Source organism: Allobosea caraganae (assembly GCF_003351345.1).
GTDB classification, from domain to species: Bacteria; Pseudomonadota; Alphaproteobacteria; order Rhizobiales; family Beijerinckiaceae; genus Allobosea; species Allobosea caraganae.
The window spans coordinates 124,232-142,182 of record NZ_QQTO01000022.1 but is presented as its reverse complement, the minus strand read 5'-3'; the positions used below and the strand labels follow the sequence as shown (position 1 = coordinate 142,182).

The window sequence follows — 17,951 nt, the reverse complement described above, 5'->3', positions numbered from 1 at the left end:
CTGAGCCGGCCTATGCGTTCCCAAAACTTGTCCAAGCGGCCGTGCGGCGCTAGTCATGGCCGCGAATTCGCCGCGATCGGAGCGTTGAAACACCTTAAGCCGAGTTGATGCCTTGAGCCGCCAAGCAGCCGCAGATGACGAGAAGAGGGCGCGCCTCGCCGCCGCCCTGCGCGAGAACCTGAAGCGCCGCAAGGCACAGGCGCGCGCTCGCCGGGCGGATGACGCGGACGCGGAGCAAGCGGCACCACCAGCCCAGGCCGATATTCCCCGGTCCTGAACCCCGTCTTTCCGCGCCGCGCGGCCCTCGCGCCGGCGCCTTCAGCAAGGCATCACGATGGACCGCATCCGCATCACCGGTGGCCAGCAGCTCAACGGCACGATTCCGATTTCCGGCGCGAAGAACGCGGCGCTGCCCCTGATGATCGCGAGCCTGCTCACCGACGAGACGCTGACGCTGGTCAACGTGCCCCGCCTCTCGGACGTGACGGCGCTCTCGCGCATCCTCTCCAACCACGGTGCCGACCGCACGGTCGCCGGCAAGCGCATCGGCCAGTCGGCCGAGACCGGCCAGACCATCTCGCTGACCGCCCGCCAGATCGTCGATACCTGCGCGCCCTACGAGCTGGTCTCGACCATGCGCGCCAGCTTCTGGGTCATCGCGCCGATCCTGGCCCGGATGGGCGAGGCCAAGATCTCGCTGCCCGGCGGCTGCGCCATCGGCACGCGCCCGGTCGACCTGCTGCTGATGGCGCTGGAGAAGCTCGGCGCCACCATCGAGATCGAGAACGGCTATGCCCTGGCGAAAGCGCCCAAGGGGCTGAAGGGCGCCGAGATCGTCTTCCCGAAGGTGACGGTCGGCGGCACCCATACCGCGCTGATGGCCGCTGTGCTGGCCGACGGCACGACGGTGATCGAGAACGCCGCGCGCGAGCCGGAGGTCGTCGACCTCGCCGCCTGCCTGACCAAGATGGGCGCCAAGATCGAAGGCGCCGGCACCTCGCGGATCGTCGTCACCGGCGTCTCGCGCCTCGGCGGCGCGCATCACACCGTGCTGCCCGACCGGATCGAGACCGGCACCTACGCGATGGCGGTGGCGATGACCGGCGGCGACGTGCTGCTCGAAGGCGCCCGGCCCGACCTGCTGCAGGCGGCGCTCGACGTGCTGGTCAAGGCCGGCACCGAGATCACCGAGACCAACGAGGGCATCCGCGTGCGCCGCAACGGCGCCGGCATCACCGCCGTCGATGTCGACACCGATCCGTTCCCCGGCTTCCCGACCGATCTCCAGGCCCAGTTCATGGCGCTGATGACCAAGGCCAAGGGCACCTCGCGCATTCGCGAGACGATCTTCGAGAACCGCTTCATGCATGTGCAGGAGCTGGTCCGCCTCGGCGCCAAGATCCGGCTCGACGGCGACGTCGCCTATGTCGAGGGCGTTATGAAGCTCACCGGCGCCCCGGTGATGGCGACCGACCTGCGCGCCTCGGTCTCGCTCGTCATCGGCGGCCTCGCCGCCGAGGGCGATACCATGATCAACCGCGTCTACCATCTCGACCGCGGCTTCGAGGCGCTGGAGGCCAAGCTGACCCGCTGTGGCGCCCAGGTCGAGCGCATCACCGGTTGACGCCGGGCGGGCGGCTCGCCAGAACAGCGGGATGTCCGATGACGCCGCAGAACCGCTCAAGCTGATCGCGCTCGACACCGAAGATCTCGCGATCATCTCCGCCCATTTGCAGGATGCGGTCCTGCAGGTGGGCGACATCGCCTACCTGCCGGCGGAGCGCCGCTTCGCCCTGGCGGCGCGGCGCTTCGACTGGGAGGGCGCCGAGCACGGCCATAAGCGCCGGCGCCTCGCCGCGCTGCATTTCGAGCGCGTGGTCAAGGCGCGCAGCACCAAGGTCGACCCGAAGGCGACCGGCATCGTCCTCAACCTGCTTGCGATCACCTTTGCCGAGACCGCCAACCCGGCGGGCGAGGTCACGCTGCATTTCTCGGACGGCGCCGCGATCCTCCTCGAAGTCGAATGCGTCGAGGCCCAGATGAAGGATCTTGGCCCGGTCTGGGAAGCCGTGGCGACGCCCGGCCACCCCAACGGCGACTGAACCAGTCAAGACCAACTCCAGGATTTGCGATGCCGATCAGGCTCGATCAACGCGACCCGGGCTTCGACGCCGCCTTCGCCGCGCTGCTGACCACCAAGCGCGAGGTCTCGGAAGACGTCGATCGCATCGCCGCTGAGATCATCGACGCCGTCAAGCAGCAGGGCGACCGCGCCGTGATCGACTGCACCACCCGCTTCGACCGCTTCGACCTGACGCCCGCGACCCTGCGCATCAGTGAGGCCGAGATCGACGCCGCCGTCGCCGCCTGCTCGCCCGAACTGCTGGCGGCGCTGGAGACGGCGCGCGCGCGCATCGAGGCCTATCACCTGCGCCTCAAGCCGGCCGATTCCTGGTCCGTCGATGCGCTCGGCGTCGAGAGCGGCTGGCGCTGGAGCGCGATCGAGGCCGTCGGCCTCTACGTTCCCGGCGGCACGGCGAGCTATCCCTCCTCGGTGCTGATGAACGCGGTCCCGGCCAAGGTCGCGGGCGTCGGCCGCCTCGTCATGGTGGCGCCGACGCCGCGCGGCGCGACGAACCCGCTCGTGCTGGCCGCGGCCAGGCTCGCCGGCATCGACGAGGTCTATCGCATCGGCGGGGCGCAGGCCGTGGCGGCGCTGGCCTATGGCACGCAGACCATTGCGCCGGTGGCGAAGATCGTCGGCCCAGGCAACGCCTATGTCGCAGCCGCCAAGCGCCGCGTCTTCGGCCAGGTCGGCATCGACATGATCGCCGGCCCCTCCGAGGTGCTGGTCCTTGCCGACCGCAGCGCCAATCCCGACTGGATCGCCGCCGACCTCCTGGCCCAGGCCGAGCATGACGAATCGGCCCAGTCGATCCTCGTCACCAACGACGCGGCGCTTGCGGCTGCGGTCGAGAAGGCCGTCGCGGCGCAGCTCGCGACGCTGCCGCGCGCCGCCATCGCCGGCAGGAGCTGGGCGGATTATGGCGCGATCCTGCTGGTCGAGAGCCTTGAGGGCGCCGTCCCCCTGGTCGACCGGCTCGCGCCCGAGCATCTCGAGATCATGACGGCGGAGCCCGAGCGCCTGTCCGGCATGATCCGCAACGCCGGCGCGATCTTCCTCGGCGGCCATACGCCGGAGGCGATCGGCGACTATGTCGGCGGTCCCAACCATGTGCTGCCGACGGCGCGCTCCGCCCGCTTCTCGTCCGGCCTCGGCGTCGCCGATTTCATGAAGCGCACCTCGCTGCTGAAATGCAGTCCCGAGTCGCTGCGGGCCCTGGCGCCGGCCGCTACACAGCTCGCTGAGGCGGAGGGCTTGCAGGCGCATGGCCGTTCAGTGACGATCAGGCTCAATCTCTGAATCGAGGGATTGTCGTTCGCGGCCGCGGTGGAGCCGCGGCCAGCGATGGGAGTCCTGATGTCGGAAAGCCATTGCCTGATCAGCGTGACGCTCGACGAAGCTTCGCTTGGGCGCGGCGGAGCCGATCAGGAGCACGAGCGCGCCGTCGCGATCTACGATCTGGTCGAGCGCAACCACTTCGCTTTGCCCGGTTTCGATGGCGGGCCCTATACCGCCCATCTCGCCATGGTCGAGCGCCGGCTCGTCTTCGAGGTCAAGCAGGCCGACGGCGCGCCTGTCATCACGCATCACCTCTCGCTGACGCCGTTCAAGCGCATCATCAAGGACTACGAGATGGTGTGCGACAGCTATTACGGCGCGATCCGCACCTCGACGCCGAGCCAGATCGAGGCGATCGACATGGGCCGGCGCGGATTGCACGACGAGGCCGCCCATATCCTGGTCGAGCGCCTCTCCGGCAAGGTCGAGATCGACCATGACACGGCGCGCCGGCTCTTCACCCTGATCTACGCCCTGCACTGGAAGGGCTGAGCGAGTTGGAGCCTTCGCCGCCGCGCAAGGTCCATAGCGTGCTCTTCATGTGCGCCTACAACGCCGTGCGCTCGCCGATGGCGGAGGCTGTGGCCAAGCACTTCTTCGGCAAGTCGATCTACGTCCAGTCGGCCGGAGCGCGCAAAGGCGATGCCGATGGTTTCGTCGTCGAGGTGCTCGATGAGATCGGCATCGACGCCCACAAGCACCGGCCGAAATCGATCCAGGAGCTGGAGGAGTGGGAGGGGCTGAATTTCGACCTGATCATCTCGCTCTCGCCGGAGGCGCACCACAAGGCGCTCGAACTGACCCGTACGCTCGCGGCCGATGTCGAATACTGGCCGACGCCCGACCCGACGCTGGTCCAGGGCTCGCGCGAGCAGGTGCTCGACGCCTATCGCAACGTCCGCGACATGCTGATGCGGCGGGTTACGGAGCGATTGAGATAGGGGTGCCGATCCAGGCTTCGCCCGGAGGCGATCGACGGATTACGAAACGGAATTCGGGTTTAAGTAAAATTTTACAGAAATCCTCCAAGTCGTTGAAGGCCGTGCGACCAGCCTGGCATTTCGGGAAAATAGCGGTCCCATGCCGGCTCGATGCTTACAAGCGACCATTCAGACACGAAGTCTTGCCCGTTACCTTCGGGATGGTCTGATCGTCGCGGGCATCTCGCTCACGGCATTCGTCGGAGCCGTCGCCAGCCTGCCCGGCGAGGAGACGCCGGGGCGGCCGATCGCCCTGGTCTACCCGCCATGGCTCTCGAAGGATGAGGCGGTCGCGCGCAGTCTTGCCGCGGGGCACGCCGTTCTTCGCAGCGGCGCCTCGCCCTTCATCGTCATCGTCGCCCCGCTCGCAGCTGATGCGATCAGGCCGTCCAGGCCCGAGGGAGCGTGGCTCATGCTCGGGCTGGCCGGGCTCGCGGGTTGCCTGGATACCGCCTCGCCAAGGGAAGCATCGTCGTGAACTGGAACCTGGTCGACGTTCGTCGTGGCGTTGCGTGCGCGCTGATCGGGCTCGCCTTCGCGCATGTTCCGCTGCTGGCGCTCTGCACGTGGTTGCGGGCGGATAGCAGCCTGCTGCCGGCGGCATTCGCCTTCCTTCTGGCCGCGGGGGCGTTGCTTCTCTACGCCCGCTTTGGAGCCGCTCCCGTCACGCGGCTCTCGATCGCCGTCGTGCTGATCGGCCAGGTCTCGATGCTGGTCTACGGCTTCGCCGGCCATCCCTGGCAGCCGGACATGCACATGTATTATTTCGCGGTGCTGGCTCTGCTTGCCGGTTTCTGCGACTGGCGGCCCATAGTCATGGGTGCCGGCCTGACGGCGCTGCACCATCTCGCCTTGCAATATCTCCTGCCTTCGGCCGTCTTCTACCAGGGCGGCAGCCTGCTGCGCGTGCTGCTCCACGCCGTCATCGTGATCGTCGAGACGTCCTTCCTGACCGTCATCGCCGTCGTGATGGCGCGCATGTTCGCCATGAACGCGGAGAGCCTGTCGCGGGCTCAGGACGTTGCCGAGCGTGAACGCGTCGCGGGCGAACGCGAGCGGCGGCTTGCGGATGAGCTGGGCGTGCGCGCGGAGATGCTGCGCGGTGTCGTCGCCAGCTTCCGCGCTCAGATGGAAGATGCCATGGCGGTGCTCGACCGCTCCGCCGAAGCCATGCAGAGCGGCTCGCGCGAACTGACCGGTACCTCCGATCAGGTCCGCCAGCAGACGGCTCTGGTTTCGAACGCCACGGACACGACGATGCAGGGCATTGATCACCTTGCTGCCGCCAGCAACGAACTTGCTGCCTCGATCGGTGAGATCGGCCGCAACGTTTCCTACTCTGCCGAGGGCTCAAAGGCTGCGGCGGAACTCGCCCGCCACGCCAGCGGTGAGCTCGAGCATCTCGTCCATAGCAGCGAGAATGTCGGGACCGTGGTCGAGATCATCCGCGGCATCGCCGCGCAGACCAGCATGCTCGCGCTCAATGCGACGATCGAGGCGGCTCGGGCCGGCGAGATGGGCCGCGGCTTCGCCGTGGTCGCCAGCGAGGTCAAGACGCTGTCGGCCCAGACGGCGAAGGCGACCGAGGAGGTCTCCCAGCAGATCGGGGCGATGCAGATGGCGTCGCAGCGCTCGCTGAAGGCGATCCGCGACATCGTCGCGTCGGTGGGCGAGGTCGAGCGCGTTTCGGAGGCGATCTCCGTCGCAGTCCACGAGCAGGGCGAGGCGACCTCGGAGATCGCCCGCCAGGTGCAGCTTTCCTTCGAAGGGGCGCGGCGCAGCGCCGGCGTCGTCGATCATTTCGAGGTCATGACCGTGCGGACTCATGGCGCCGCCGAGCATCTGCAAAGCGCCGCCGATGCGCTCGCCACGCAGGCTCACAGCATTCGCCGTGAGGTCGCTGCCTTCTGCGGGCGGGTCGCCGTGGCCTGACCTACCAGGCCCGGCCGGGTCCCATGGCTCCGACGCCGAGCCACTGGCCGATCGTCGCGGCGATGTCGCTGAAGCTCTCGCGCCGGCCGATCGCACCACCACCGATGCCGGGCCCGAAGGCGAGGATCGGAACGTGCTCGCGGGTATGGTCGGTGCCGCGCCAGGTCGGGTCGTTGCCATGGTCGGCCGTGATGATGGCGAGGTCGCCCGGCCGTAGTTTCGCTTCGAGCTTCGGCAGCATGGCGTCGAAGGCTTCCAGCGCCGCGGCATAGCCCGGCACGTCGCGGCGATGGCCGAACTCGGTGTCGAAATCGACGAGGTTGAGGAAGCAGAAGCCGCCCTCGGGCAGGCGCTCGAAGGCCGCGACCGCAGCCTCGAACATCGCCGCGTTGCCGAACGGCTTGATCTCCTCGCCGGTATTGCGGTGGGCGAAGATGTCGCCGATCTTGCCGACGGTGGTCACGCTGCGGCCCTGCGCCGCGAGCCGGTCGAGGATGGTCTCGTTCGGCGGCGGGATCGCAAAATCCTTGCGGTTGCCGGTGCGCGTGAAACCAGTCTCCGGCAAGCCGACGAAGGGGCGGGCGATGACGCGGCCGATCCTGAGAGGATCGACCAGCACACGCGTCCTGCGGCAGAGCTCGTAGAGCCGCTCCAGCCCGAAATGCTGTTCATGCGCTGCGATCTGAAGCACCGAGTCGACCGAGGTGTAGCAGATCGGCTTGCCCGTCCGGATGTGCTCCTGCGCCAACTCGTCGATGATCGCAGTGCCGGAGGCGTGCCTGTTGCCGAGGATGCCGGGAAGCTCGCCTTCGCGGATCATCGCCGCGACCAGCTCCGGCGGGAATGAGTTCTCCAGCGCGGTGAAATAGCCCCATTTGAACGGAACCGGGCAGCCGGCGATTTCCCAGTGGCCCGAGGGCGTGTCCTTGCCCTGGCTGGTCTCGACGCCATAGCCGTGTTGCCCCGCCGGGGCCGCGGGTTTGGCGACGCCGGCGAGAGGCTTGCCGGTCGACGCCTCCGAGGCATGGGCGAGGCCGAGCCGGGCAAGGTTGGGCAGGCGCAGCGGTCCCTGGCGCAACCCGTCGCGGTCGGCCTTGCCGGCGGCGCAGGCCTCGGCGATATGGCCGAGCGTGTCGGAGCCTTCGTCGCCATAGGAGGCCGCGTCCTCCGCCGCGCCGCAGCCGACGGAATCGAGCACGATCAGGATGGCGCGGGCCATCTCAATCCTTCACGGCGGCAGCACCCGCCGGCTCGAGGTTGAGCGCTGCCGCCAGCAGCGCCTGCGTATAGGCCTCGCGCGGCCGGGCGAAGATCTCTTCCGCCGGGCCTTCTTCGACGACCTTGCCGTTCTGCATCACCACGACCCGGTGCGACAGCGCCCTGACCACCTTGAGGTCGTGGCTGATGAAGAGGTAGCCGAGCTTGCGCCTCGCCTGGAGCTCGCGCAGCAGCTCGACGATCTGCGCCTGCACGGACATGTCGAGCGCCGAGGTCGGCTCGTCCAGCACGACGAATTTCGGGTTGAGCGCCATGGCGCGGGCGATCGCGATGCGCTGGCGCTGGCCGCCGGAGAACTCGTGCGGATAGCGGTCCATCGCGGCGGGGTCGAGCCCGACATCGGCCAGCGCCTGCGCCACGACCTCCCGGCGCTGGGCATAGCTCTGGCCCTTGTTCTGGACGGTCAGCCCTTCTTCGACGATGTCGGCGACCGACATGCGCGGCGAGAGCGAGCCGTAGGGGTCCTGGAAGACGACCTGCAGGTCCCGCCGCTTCGGCCGGACCGCCTTGCTCGACAGCCCGTCGATGCGGTCGCCGAGGAAGACGATCGGCCCTTCCGAGGAGATCAGGCGGAGGATGGCGAGGCCGAGCGTGGTCTTGCCGGAGCCGGACTCGCCGACGACGCCGAGCGTCTCGCCCTCGCGCACCTTGATCGAGATGCCATCCACCGCCTTCACATGGCCGGTGGTGCGGCGCAGGAAACCGGTCTTGATCGGGAACCAGATCTTCATCGGCCCGGCTTCCAGCAAAGTCGCGGCGCCTTCCGCCACCGGCTCGGGCCGGCCCTTCGGCTCGGCCGCGAGCAGGCGCCTGGTATAGGCGTGCTGCGGGTTGCCGAATATCTCGGCCACCGGCCCCTGCTCGACGATCTTGCCCTTCAGCATCACGCAGACCCGGTCGGCGATGCGCCTGACGATGCCGAGGTCATGGGTGATGAACAGCATCGCCATGCCCAGCCGGCTCTGCAGCTCCTTGAGCAGGGTCAGGATCTGCGCCTGCACGGTGACGTCGAGCGCCGTCGTCGGCTCGTCGGCGATCAGCAGGTCCGGCTCATTGGCGAGCGCCATCGCGATCATCACGCGCTGGCGTTGGCCGCCGGAAAGCTGGTGCGGGTAGGCCCTGAGCCGGCTCCTGGCGTCGCGGATGCCGACGAGTTCGAGCAGCTCGGTCACGCGTTGCATGAGCGCCGCCTCGCCGCGCAGGCCCTTGTGCAGCTCCAGGATCTCGCCGATCTGCTGCACGATCGTGTGCAGCGGGTTCAACGAGGTCATCGGCTCCTGGAACACCATGGTGATGTCGTTGCCGCGCACCTTGCGCATCGCGTCCTCGTCGGCGGCGATCAGGTCCTGGCCCTTGAACATGATCTTGCCCGACGGGTGATGCGCGGCCGGGTAGTTCAGCAGCTTCAGGATCGAGAGCGCCGAGACCGACTTGCCCGAGCCGGACTCGCCGACGATCGCCAGCGTCTCGCCCTTGGCGACCTGGAACGAGACCTTGTCGACGGCGAGCGTCTCCTTGCCGCCCTGGCGGAAGGCGACGGAGAGGTCTTCGACGGAGAGGAGGGGGGCGGTCACGCAAACGTCTTTCGTGGGTCGAACGCATCCCGAACCGCCTCGCCGATGAAGATCAGCAGCGACAGCATCAGCGCGATCACCAGGAAGCCGGAGAGCCCTAGCCAGGGCGCCTGCAGGTTCGCCTTGCCCTGGGCCAGCAATTCGCCAAGCGAGGGCGAACCGGGCGGCAGGCCGAAGCCGAGGAAGTCGAGCGAAGTCAGGGTGGTGATCGAGCCGTTCAGGATGAAGGGCAGGAAGGTCAGCGTCGCCACCATGGCGTTGGGCAGCAGGTGCTTGACCATGATCTTGCGGTTGGAGAGGCCGAGCGCGCGCGCCGCCCGGACATATTCGAAGTTGCGCGCCCGCAGGAACTCGGCTCGGACCACGCCGACCAGCGCCACCCAGGAGAACAGCAGGAGGATGCCGAGCAGCACGAAGAAGCTCGGCGTGATGATCGCGGCGACGATGATCAGCAGATAGAGCGCCGGGATCGCGGTCCAGATCTCGATGACGCGCTGGAAGATCAGGTCGGTCCAGCCGCCGAAATAGCCCTGGATCGCGCCGGCGGCGATGCCGATCACCGACGAGATCGTCGCCAGGATCAGCCCGAACAGGATCGAGATGCGGAAGCCGTAGATCAGCCGCGCGACCACGTCGCGGCCCTGGTCGTCGGTGCCGAGCCAGTTCCACTCGATGTCGCGGCAGGTCATGCCGCCGCTGCGCTCGGCGATCGGCCGGCACTGCTCGTCCTTGAGCAGCCAGGTCGGCGGCGCCGGCAGTGGCGTGGGCGTGTCGCGGTTATTGGTGTTGTAGGAGTAGCGGATCAGCGGCCAGAGCGCGAAGCCGTTGGCGTCGATCTCCTTGGCGATCGTCGGGTCACGGTAGTCGGTATTGGCGTAGAAGCCGCCGAACTTCTCCTCGGGATAGTTCACCGCGACCGGAAACAGCCACTCGCCCTTGTAGCGGACGATGAGCGGGCGATCATTGGCGATGAGCTCCGCGAAGAGCGAGAGCACGAACAGGGCGAGGAAGAGCCAGAGCGACCACCAGCCGCGCTTGTTCGCCTTGAAGTTGTCGAGCCGGCGCCGGTTGATCGGCGAGAGCTTGAGCCAGCCTTGCTTAGCTTCCGGCGGAGCCAGCACCATCCTCGTTGCCGGCGGCGGCAGGTCGATCAGCGTCTCCATGCCTCAGGCCTCCCGCGTGTCGAAATCGATGCGCGGGTCGACCCAGGTATAGGTCAGGTCGGTGATGAGGTGCACGATGAGGCCGATCAGCGAGAAGATGTAGAGATTGGCGAAGACCACCGGATAGTCGCGGTTGACGATCGATTCGAAGGAGAGGAGGCCGAGCCCGTCGAGTGAGAAGATCGTCTCGATCAGCAGCGAGCCGGTGAAGAGCGCGTGCACGAAGGCGCCGGGGAAGCCGGCGATGACGATCAGCATCGCGTTGCGGAAGACATGGCCGTAGAGCACGCCGCGCTCGGACAGGCCCTTCATGCGGGCGGTCAGCACGTATTGCTTGCGGATCTCGTCGAGGAACGAGTTTTTGGTCAGCAGCGTCGAGGTGGCGAAGGCGCCCAGCGCCATCGCCGTGATCGGCAAGGCGATGTGCCAGAGATAGTCGGCGACCTTGCCGAAGAGGCTGAGATCGCTCCAGTTCTCCGAATAGAGGCCCCGCAGTGGGAATATCTGCCAGAACGAGCCGCCGGCGAAGAGCACGACCAGCAGGATCGCGAAGAGGAAGCCCGGGATCGCATAGCCGACGATGACGACGCCGCTCGTCCAGACGTCGAAGCGCGAGCCGTCCTTCACCGCCTTGCGGATGCCGAGCGGGATCGAGATTGCATAGGAGAGCAGGGTCATCCACAGTCCCAGCGAGATCGAGACCGGCAGCTTCTCCTTGATCAGTTGCAATACGGGCGCGTCGCGGAAATAGGAGCGGCCGAAATCGAAGCGGATATAGTCGTTGAGCATCTTGAGGAAGCGCTCGGGCGCCGGCTTGTCGAAGCCGAACTGCTTCTCCAGCTCCTTGATGAAGGCGGGGTCGAGCCCCTGCGCGCCGCGATAGGCCGAGTTGGAATCGCCTCCCGTCTGCGCTCCGGCATCGCCGCCCGTGCCGCCGCCGACGCGGTCGGTGGCATTGCCGCCCTGGCCCTGCAACTGCGCGATCACGCGCTCGACCGGGCCTCCCGGCGCGAACTGCACGATGGTGAAGGAGATCAGCAGGATGCCGAACAGGGTCGGCACCATCAGCCCCAGGCGCCGGGCGATGTAGCTCAGCATGCTGGGTTAAGCCTTTCCGATCCGCTTGGCCTTCTCGGCATCGTACCACCAGATGCCTGGTGCGCCGGAGGAGTATTTCGGCTTGGTCTGCGGCCGGTCGAACATGTCCCAGAAGGCGAGCCACTCGTTCGGGTTCCACCACATCGGGATCCAGTAGCGCCCGGCCCTGAGCAGCCGGTCCAGGCACTTGGCCGCGACCACGACCTCGGCATAGCTCTGCGCCTGGCCGATGCGCTCGATCATCGCGTCGATGGCGGGGTCGGCGATGCCGACGACATTGCGCGAGCCGCGCGTCTTTGCGGCTTCTGAGCCGTAGATGATGCGCAGCGTGTCGCTCGGGATGGAGCTTCCGCCCAGCGCCATGCTGGCAATGTCGAAGTCGAATTCCTGGAGCCGGCGCTGATACTGCGCGGCATCGACGATGCGCGAGGTCGCATTGATGCCAAGTCGCTTCAGATTGGCCTGGAATGGCTGGGTATGCGGTTGCAGAGCTGCCGAGAAGTCGAGGAACTCGATCTCGAAGGGCTTGCCGTCGGGCAGCTTCAGCACATTGCCCTCGCGCTTGCAGCCAGCGGCGCGGAAGAGTTCGTCGGCCTTGCGCAGCAGGGCGCGGTCGCTGCCGGAGCCGTCGCTGACCGGCGGCAGCCAAGGGTCGCCGAAGACTTCGTCTGGCACCTTGCCGCGGAATGGCTCGAGCAGCTTGAGTTCCTCGGGGGACGGCTTGCCGGCCGCCTTCGAATCCGAGTTCTCGAAGAACGACGTCATGCGTGTGTAGGAGCCGAAGATGATGTTTTTGTTCGTCCACTCGAAGTCGAAGCAGAGGTTCAGGGCGTCGCGGATGCGGATGTCCTTGAAGGCGTCGCGGCGCAGATTGAAGTACCAGCCCTGCGAGCGTGTCGGCGCTGTGCTCGGCAGCGATTCCTTCTTGACCTTGCCTTCGTTGATGGCGGGGAAATCGTAGCCCGTCGCCCAGATGCGCGAGGTGTATTCCTCCTGGAAGGTGATGATGCCGGCCTTGAATGCTTCGAACGCGACCTGCCGATCGCGGAAATACTCCCAACGCCACCGGTCGAAATTGTTCGTGCCGATATTCACCGGCAGATCCCGGCCCCAATAGTCCGGGAGGCGCTCGAACTCGATGAAGCGGCCCTGCTCGAAGCGCCCGACCTTGTAGGGGCCCGAGCCTAGCGGCGGTTCCAGGGTCGAGGCCTCGAAGTTGCGGGTCGACCAGTATGCCTCCGAGAACACCGGCAACCCCGCGACGATGAGGTGCAGGTCGCGGCCCCGCTTCGGCGAGAGCTGCACCACGACGATCTCCTCGCCCTCGGCGGTGGCCGAGACCAGCTCGTTCAGTATCAGCCGGTAGGAGGGGTGGCCCTTCGTCTTGAGGATGGTCATCGAGAAGGCGACGTCGGCCGCCGTCACTCTGCTGCCGTCGTGGAACCTGGCCTCGGGGCGCAGCCGGAAGCGATAGGTCAGCTTGTCCGGCGAGATTGCGACGCTCTTGGCCAGAAGCCCGTAGAGTGCGCCGGGCTCGTCGCCGGAGCCGGCCATCAGACTGTCGAAGCAGGCATCCATGCCGGCCGCGCCGTCGCCTTGCAGAACATAGATGTTCAGGGTGTTGAACGTGTCGAAGGTCTGGTTGCCGCTCCCGCTCCTGATCTGAAGCGTGATGTAGCCACCCTTCGGCGCCTTGGGATTTACATAAGCGAAATGCGGAAAGTCGGGCGGCAGCGCCAGCTCGCCGAAGGTCGAGAGGCCATGCACCTCGGCCGCCTGAGCCAGCGCCGGGCCGCTCAGCCGCGGCAGGCTTGCGCCCGCAAGGGCGACGCCACCGGCTTCCAGCAATCTGCGGCGGGTGATGCGCATCGCCATGCTCCTTTGTCCTCCACCGCCTGATTCGCGCTCCGATTATGTCGAACGCGGCAGGCGACGCCAGTCATTGCGGGATTCGCCGTTATCCTGGCGGCAGCAGCATGGCGCAGACAAGCAAAAGCCGGGCTGAACGGCCCGGCCTGGCTTGATCGTGATGCGTCGGATCGACGCTGCGCGAAGCGATCAGGGCTTCGGCAGCGGCTTCGGCGCGTCGGCGAGCGTGTTCAGATAGGCGATGACGTCGGCGCGGGTGTCGGCCTTGCTGATGCCGGCGAAGGCCATTGCGGTGCCGGGAACGTAGGCCTTCGGGCCCTTTAGGAAGTGGTCGAGCCCATCGGCCTCCCAAACCTTGTCGTTGCGGCCCTTCATCGCGGCCGAGTAGCCGAAGCCGTCGACCGAACCCTCGTTGCGGCCGTAGACGCCGTAGAGATGCGGGCCGACCTTGTTGGCGCCGCCCTTCTCGAAGGTGTGGCAGGCCTTGCAGGCGCCGACGGCCTTCTCGCCCTTGGCCGGATCGGCCTTGGCGAGGCGCACCTCGATCGGCTCGTCGGCGGCCGGGGCGGCGGCACCGGCGGCGCCGGCCGGCTCCTCGCTCGGCAGGTCGTAGCCCGGCACGGCCGGCTTGTGCGGCGCGAAGACGATCCCGGCGATCATGTTCAGGCTCATCACCACGAGCAGCGTGGAGAGGCCCGCGCCAGCGATCTTGTTCAGCTCGATATTCATCGCATCGAAACCCTCGAGCCTCGTCGTCGGGGACGCACGAAGCGGACAGCGCTCTGGCCGGAGCCTGACAGCGCCGACGCACGGCCGTTGCTTAACCGCTTTGCGCGCTTGATTGCAACTCGTATAAGCACCCTCCGCTTTGAGACCTTTTGACGCTTCCCGTCGCAACGCAGCGACGCTGCCCGCCGAGCTTTCCAGCCCATGTCCCAGCCGCTCATCCTGATCCCCGCCCGCATGCAGGCGACGCGCCTGCCCGGTAAGCCGCTCGCAGACATCCTCGGCGAGCCGATGATCGTGCATGTCTGGCGCCGGGCGATGGAATCGGGCGTCGGCGAGGCGGTGGTCGCGACCGACGAGCCGCGCATCGTCGAGGCGGTCGAGAAGGCCGGCGGCCGCGCCGTGCTGACCCGCGCCGACCACCACACCGGCTCCGACCGGATCAAGGAAGCCGCCGATATCGTCGATCCCGAGGGCCGCCACGACATCATCGTCAACGTCCAGGGCGACCTGCCGACCATCGACCCGCGGGTGATCGCGGCCTCGGTCGAGCCGCTCTCCGACCCCGCAGTCGACATCGTCACGCTCGCCGCGGTGATCACCCGCGAGGACGAGAAATACGAGCCGAGCGTCGTCAAGGCGATCGGCAGCGAGGTCGCGCCCGGCCGCATGCGCGCGCTCTACTTTACCAGGGTGACGGCGCCGGGCGGGGAGGGGCCGCTCTATCACCATATCGGCCTCTACACCTATCGCCGGAAGGCGCTCGACCGCTTCGTCAGCCTGCCTCCCTCGCCGTTGGAGAAGCGCGAGCGGCTGGAGCAGCTGCGCGCCGTCGAGGACGGCATGCGCATCGACATCATCGTGGTCGACGACGTGCCGCTCGGCGTCGACACGCCGCACGACCTCGAACGCGCCCGCGACATCCTGAAGTCCCGCGCCGGAGCCTAAAGCCTCATGTCCGTCATCGTATCCTACCAGGGCGAGCCCGGCGCCTTCTCCTCGCAGGCCGCCCTGCAGGTCTTCCCCGATTGCGAATTGCTGCCCTGCGCCACCTTCGAGGACGCGCTCTCCGCCGTCAGTGATGGCTCGGCGCGCTATGGCATGATCCCGATCGACAACTCGATCGCCGGCCGCGTCGCCGACATCCACCACCTGCTGCCGCGCTCCGGCCTGCACATCATCGGCGAGCATTTCCTGCCGATCCGCTTTCACCTGATGGCGGTGCAGGGTGCGACGCTGGCGACGCTCAAGACCGTGCAGAGCCACATCCATGCGCTGGGCCAGTGCCGCAAGATCATCAAGAAGCTCGGCCTCAAGGCCGAGGTCGCGGCCGACACGGCAGGCTCGGCCCGGCAGGTCGCCGAGGCCGGGGACGTCACCCGCGCCGCGATCGCGCCGCATATCGCGGCCGAGGTCTACGGGCTGAACATCCTGATGGAGGATATCGAGGACGAGAAGCACAACACGACGCGCTTCGTCGTGCTCTCGAAATATCCGGAATATGCCCGCCAGGGCTCGGCCAAGATCGTGACGACGCTGATGTTCCGCGTCCGCAACATCCCCGCTGCGCTTTACAAGGCGCTCGGCGGCTTCGCCACCAACGGCATCAACATGACAAAGCTCGAAAGCTACATGGTCGACGGCCATTTCTCGGCGACGATGTTCTATTGCGACGTCGAGGGCCACCCGGACGACCCGGACCTGAAGCGGGCGCTGACCGAGCTGGACTACTTCTCGCGCGAGATGAAGGTTTTGGGCGTCTACCCGGCGAACCCGTTCCGCGAGAATTTCGCCGAGGCGGGGGAGTAGCCACTCCTCCTTCTCCCCTCGGGGGAGAAGGTGTCGCCGCAGGCGACGGATGAGGGAAGGGTCGCGCAGGCGGCCCTTTTTCTTGTTTCGGTTGAGGGACTTCCCTCATCCGTCTCGGCTTCGCCGAGCCACCTTCTCCCCCAAGGGGAGAAGGGCAAAAGCCCTATGGCTCTTCGCCTTCGACCGCCCAAGCCTTCAGGATCGTATTCGCGATCGCCAGATGCTGGGGGCTGGTAAAGCCTTCGGGATGCTTGCCTTCCAGCATCTGGAGCGCCTCCTCGCGGCTGAACCAGCGCCCGGCCTCCAGCTCGGTGCCATCGAGCACGATGTCGTCGTTCAGCGACTCAGCCAGGCAGCCGATCATCAGCGAACCGGGGAACGGCCAGGGCTGCGAGGCGATGTAGCGCACCGTGCCGGCGCGCAGGCCCGCTTCCTCCCAGGTCTCGCGGCGCACGGCGTCCTCAAAGGTCTCGCCCGGCTCGACGAAGCCGGCGATGCAGGAATACATGCCTGGCGCGAAGCGCGACTGCCGCGCCAGCAGGCACTTGTCGCCGCGCACGGCGAGCATGATCACGACCGGGTCGGTGCGCGGGAAATGCTGGGCGCCGCAGGCATCGCATTGCCGCTTCCAGCCGGCCGAATCGAGCCTGGTCGGGCCGCCGCACTGCGCGCAGAAACGGTGGCGCGCATGCCAGTCGAGCATCGCCTTGCCTTCGCCGAGCGGGCCGAGCTCCTCGTTCGGCACGAGGCGCTTCAACGCGACCGAGCGCAGGTCGGTGAGCAGCAGCTCCGGCCGCTCGCGCAGCGGCTCGACCATCGTCTTGTCGAGCAGCCGGGCGAAGCGCGGCGCCCCAGTCGGATCGAGCCCGAGGAAGACCTCCTCGAAACCTTGGCCAAGCAATTCGCTCTCGGAATGGCTGAACCAGACCGACTGCGTCTCCTCGCCCAGCCGCTTCAGCACTGGCGTATCGCCGGCGACGACGGTGAGCCGCGTATCCGAGCGCAGGCGCAGCGCCTGGACGGCGTCCGGCTTGTCGCGCAGGTCCGCCCTCCGGTCGAGGTTGCTGGTGGCGAAGCCCGTCAGGGCGGAGCGTTCGCGGTGGCGTGGGGAGACGTCGTTCATGGCCCCGTCCTAGACCTTCGCGAGCCTGCCGCGCAAGCGCGACTCACGCCTCCGTGCGGCCGCGCAGCAGGTGGATGATGCCGGAGAAATCCGCCGCGCCTTCGCCCCAGGCATTGTGCAGGCCATAGAGCTGCGCCGCCGCCGCGCCGAGCGGCGTCGCGGCGCCCGCCGCTTGCGCCGCCTCCTGCGAGAGCTTGAGGTCCTTGAGCATCAGCGCCGAGGCGAAGCCGGCCTTGTAGCCGTTATTGGCCGGCGAGGTCGGCACCGGGCCGGGCACCGGGCAATAGGTCGTCAGCGACCAGCACTGGCCCGACGAGGTCGAGGCGACGTCGTAGAGCGCCTCATGCGACAGGCCGAGCTTCTCGGCCAGCACGAAGGCCTCGCAGACCCCGATCATCGAGATGCCCAGGATCATGTTGTTGCAGATCTTGGCGACCTGGCCATTGCCGGCCGGGCCGCAATGCACGACGCGCCGGCCCATCTGGGCAAGGATCTCCTCGCCCTTGGCGAAGGCGTCGTTCGAGCCGCCGACCATGAAGGTCAGCGTCGCGCCCTTGGCGCCGCCGACGCCGCCCGAGACCGGCGCGTCGAGCGACAGGCAGCTCAGCTCGGCCGCCATCGCATGGGCCTTGCGGGCCGAGTCGACGTCGATGGTCGAGCAGTCGATCAGCAAGGTGCCGGGCTTCACATTGGGCAGGATGTCGGCCCAGACGGAGAGAACGTGCTTGCCGGCCGGCAGCATGGTGACGACGATCTCGGCCTCCTTGACCGCGTCCTGCGCCGAAGTGGCGAGCCCGACGCCAAGCTCGGCGGCGGCGTCCATCGAAGCCTGGGCGAGATCGAAGGCGACGACCTTGTGCTGCGCCTTGACGAGGTTGCCGGCCATCGGCGCCCCCATATTGCCGAGCCCGATGAAGGCGATGCTGGTCATGGTCG

17 protein-coding genes are annotated in these 17,951 nt (G+C 67.4%); 9 read left to right on the top strand and 8 right to left on the bottom strand.

Going from position 1 to position 17,951, the window contains the following annotated elements; translation table 11 throughout:
• Window positions 1-334: 334 nt before the first annotated feature.
• The 7 genes from murA to DWF00_RS17000 all read left to right on the top strand — a co-directional run bounded on the left by murA (window position 335) and on the right by DWF00_RS17000 (window position 6,375).
• On the top strand, window positions 335-1,624 hold the full coding sequence (gene murA, locus DWF00_RS17030) for a UDP-N-acetylglucosamine 1-carboxyvinyltransferase (protein ID WP_114828921.1): 1,290 nt from the start codon (window positions 335-337) through the stop codon (window positions 1,622-1,624).
• Between the two features lie 31 nt (window positions 1,625-1,655).
• Window positions 1,656-2,102: a DUF2948 family protein gene (locus DWF00_RS17025; protein WP_114828920.1), complete on the top strand. Its 447-nt coding sequence runs from the start codon at window positions 1,656-1,658 to the stop codon at window positions 2,100-2,102.
• 29 nt (window positions 2,103-2,131) lie between these two features.
• Complete coding sequence (gene hisD / locus DWF00_RS17020; RefSeq protein WP_114828919.1) at window positions 2,132-3,424, top strand: histidinol dehydrogenase; 1,293 nt, start codon at window positions 2,132-2,134, stop codon at window positions 3,422-3,424.
• A 57-nt stretch (window positions 3,425-3,481) separates the two neighbouring features.
• Window positions 3,482-3,955, top strand: coding sequence for a UPF0262 family protein (locus tag DWF00_RS17015; protein ID WP_245974017.1), 474 nt, complete (start codon window positions 3,482-3,484; stop codon window positions 3,953-3,955).
• A gap of 47 nt (window positions 3,956-4,002) precedes the next feature.
• Window positions 4,003-4,404, top strand: a complete 402-nt coding sequence (locus tag DWF00_RS17010) for an arsenate-mycothiol transferase ArsC (RefSeq protein ID WP_114829293.1) — start codon at window positions 4,003-4,005, stop codon at window positions 4,402-4,404.
• A 139-nt stretch (window positions 4,405-4,543) separates the two neighbouring features.
• A complete protein-coding gene (locus DWF00_RS17005) occupies window positions 4,544-4,921 on the top strand; it encodes a hypothetical protein (protein WP_114828917.1) in 378 nt (125 codons plus the stop codon).
• On the top strand, window positions 4,918-6,375 hold the full coding sequence (locus DWF00_RS17000; RefSeq protein WP_114828916.1) for a methyl-accepting chemotaxis protein: 1,458 nt from the start codon (window positions 4,918-4,920) through the stop codon (window positions 6,373-6,375). Before DWF00_RS17005 ends, DWF00_RS17000 begins: the two co-directional genes overlap by 4 nt.
• Before the next feature lies 1 nt (window position 6,376).
• On the opposite strand, the gene DWF00_RS16995 is transcribed toward DWF00_RS17000, so the two are convergent.
• The 6 genes from DWF00_RS16995 to DWF00_RS16970 form a co-directional block, all read right to left on the bottom strand.
• The gene (locus DWF00_RS16995) at window positions 6,377-7,594 is read right to left on the bottom strand and encodes a phosphopentomutase (protein ID WP_114828915.1); all 1,218 of its coding nucleotides are present in this window, start codon (window positions 7,592-7,594) and stop codon (window positions 6,377-6,379) included.
• Window position 7,595: 1 nt separating this feature from the next.
• A complete protein-coding gene (locus DWF00_RS16990) occupies window positions 7,596-9,227 on the bottom strand; it encodes an ABC transporter ATP-binding protein (protein ID WP_114828914.1) in 1,632 nt (543 codons plus the stop codon).
• On the bottom strand, window positions 9,224-10,351 hold the full coding sequence (locus tag DWF00_RS16985) for an ABC transporter permease (protein WP_245974057.1): 1,128 nt from the start codon (window positions 10,349-10,351) through the stop codon (window positions 9,224-9,226). Before DWF00_RS16985 ends, DWF00_RS16990 begins: the two co-directional genes overlap by 4 nt.
• A 42-nt stretch (window positions 10,352-10,393) precedes the next feature.
• Complete coding sequence (locus tag DWF00_RS16980) at window positions 10,394-11,488, bottom strand: microcin C ABC transporter permease YejB (protein ID WP_114828912.1); 1,095 nt, start codon at window positions 11,486-11,488, stop codon at window positions 10,394-10,396.
• 6 nt (window positions 11,489-11,494) lie between these two features.
• Window positions 11,495-13,363 (bottom strand): extracellular solute-binding protein, encoded by a 1,869-nt coding sequence (locus DWF00_RS16975; protein ID WP_245974015.1) that lies wholly within the window; start codon window positions 13,361-13,363, stop codon window positions 11,495-11,497.
• A gap of 183 nt (window positions 13,364-13,546) precedes the next feature.
• On the bottom strand, window positions 13,547-14,086 hold the full coding sequence (locus tag DWF00_RS16970) for a c-type cytochrome (RefSeq protein WP_114828911.1): 540 nt from the start codon (window positions 14,084-14,086) through the stop codon (window positions 13,547-13,549).
• 201 nt (window positions 14,087-14,287) lie between these two features.
• Between DWF00_RS16970 and DWF00_RS16965 the strand changes: the two genes are divergently transcribed.
• Both DWF00_RS16965 and DWF00_RS16960 read left to right on the top strand, forming a co-directional pair.
• Window positions 14,288-15,031, top strand: a complete 744-nt coding sequence (locus DWF00_RS16965) for a 3-deoxy-manno-octulosonate cytidylyltransferase (protein ID WP_114828910.1) — start codon at window positions 14,288-14,290, stop codon at window positions 15,029-15,031.
• A gap of 6 nt (window positions 15,032-15,037) precedes the next feature.
• Window positions 15,038-15,892: a prephenate dehydratase gene (locus tag DWF00_RS16960; protein ID WP_114828909.1), complete on the top strand. Its 855-nt coding sequence runs from the start codon at window positions 15,038-15,040 to the stop codon at window positions 15,890-15,892.
• A 163-nt stretch (window positions 15,893-16,055) separates the two neighbouring features.
• On the opposite strand, the gene nudC is transcribed toward DWF00_RS16960, so the two are convergent.
• Together nudC and mmsB are read right to left on the bottom strand one after the other, a co-directional pair.
• Window positions 16,056-17,015 (bottom strand): NAD(+) diphosphatase, encoded by a 960-nt coding sequence (nudC, locus tag DWF00_RS16955; protein ID WP_114828908.1) that lies wholly within the window; start codon window positions 17,013-17,015, stop codon window positions 16,056-16,058.
• 43 nt (window positions 17,016-17,058) lie between these two features.
• Window positions 17,059-17,946 (bottom strand): 3-hydroxyisobutyrate dehydrogenase, encoded by an 888-nt coding sequence (gene mmsB / locus DWF00_RS16950; protein ID WP_114828907.1) that lies wholly within the window; start codon window positions 17,944-17,946, stop codon window positions 17,059-17,061.
• Window positions 17,947-17,951 lie beyond the last annotated feature (5 nt).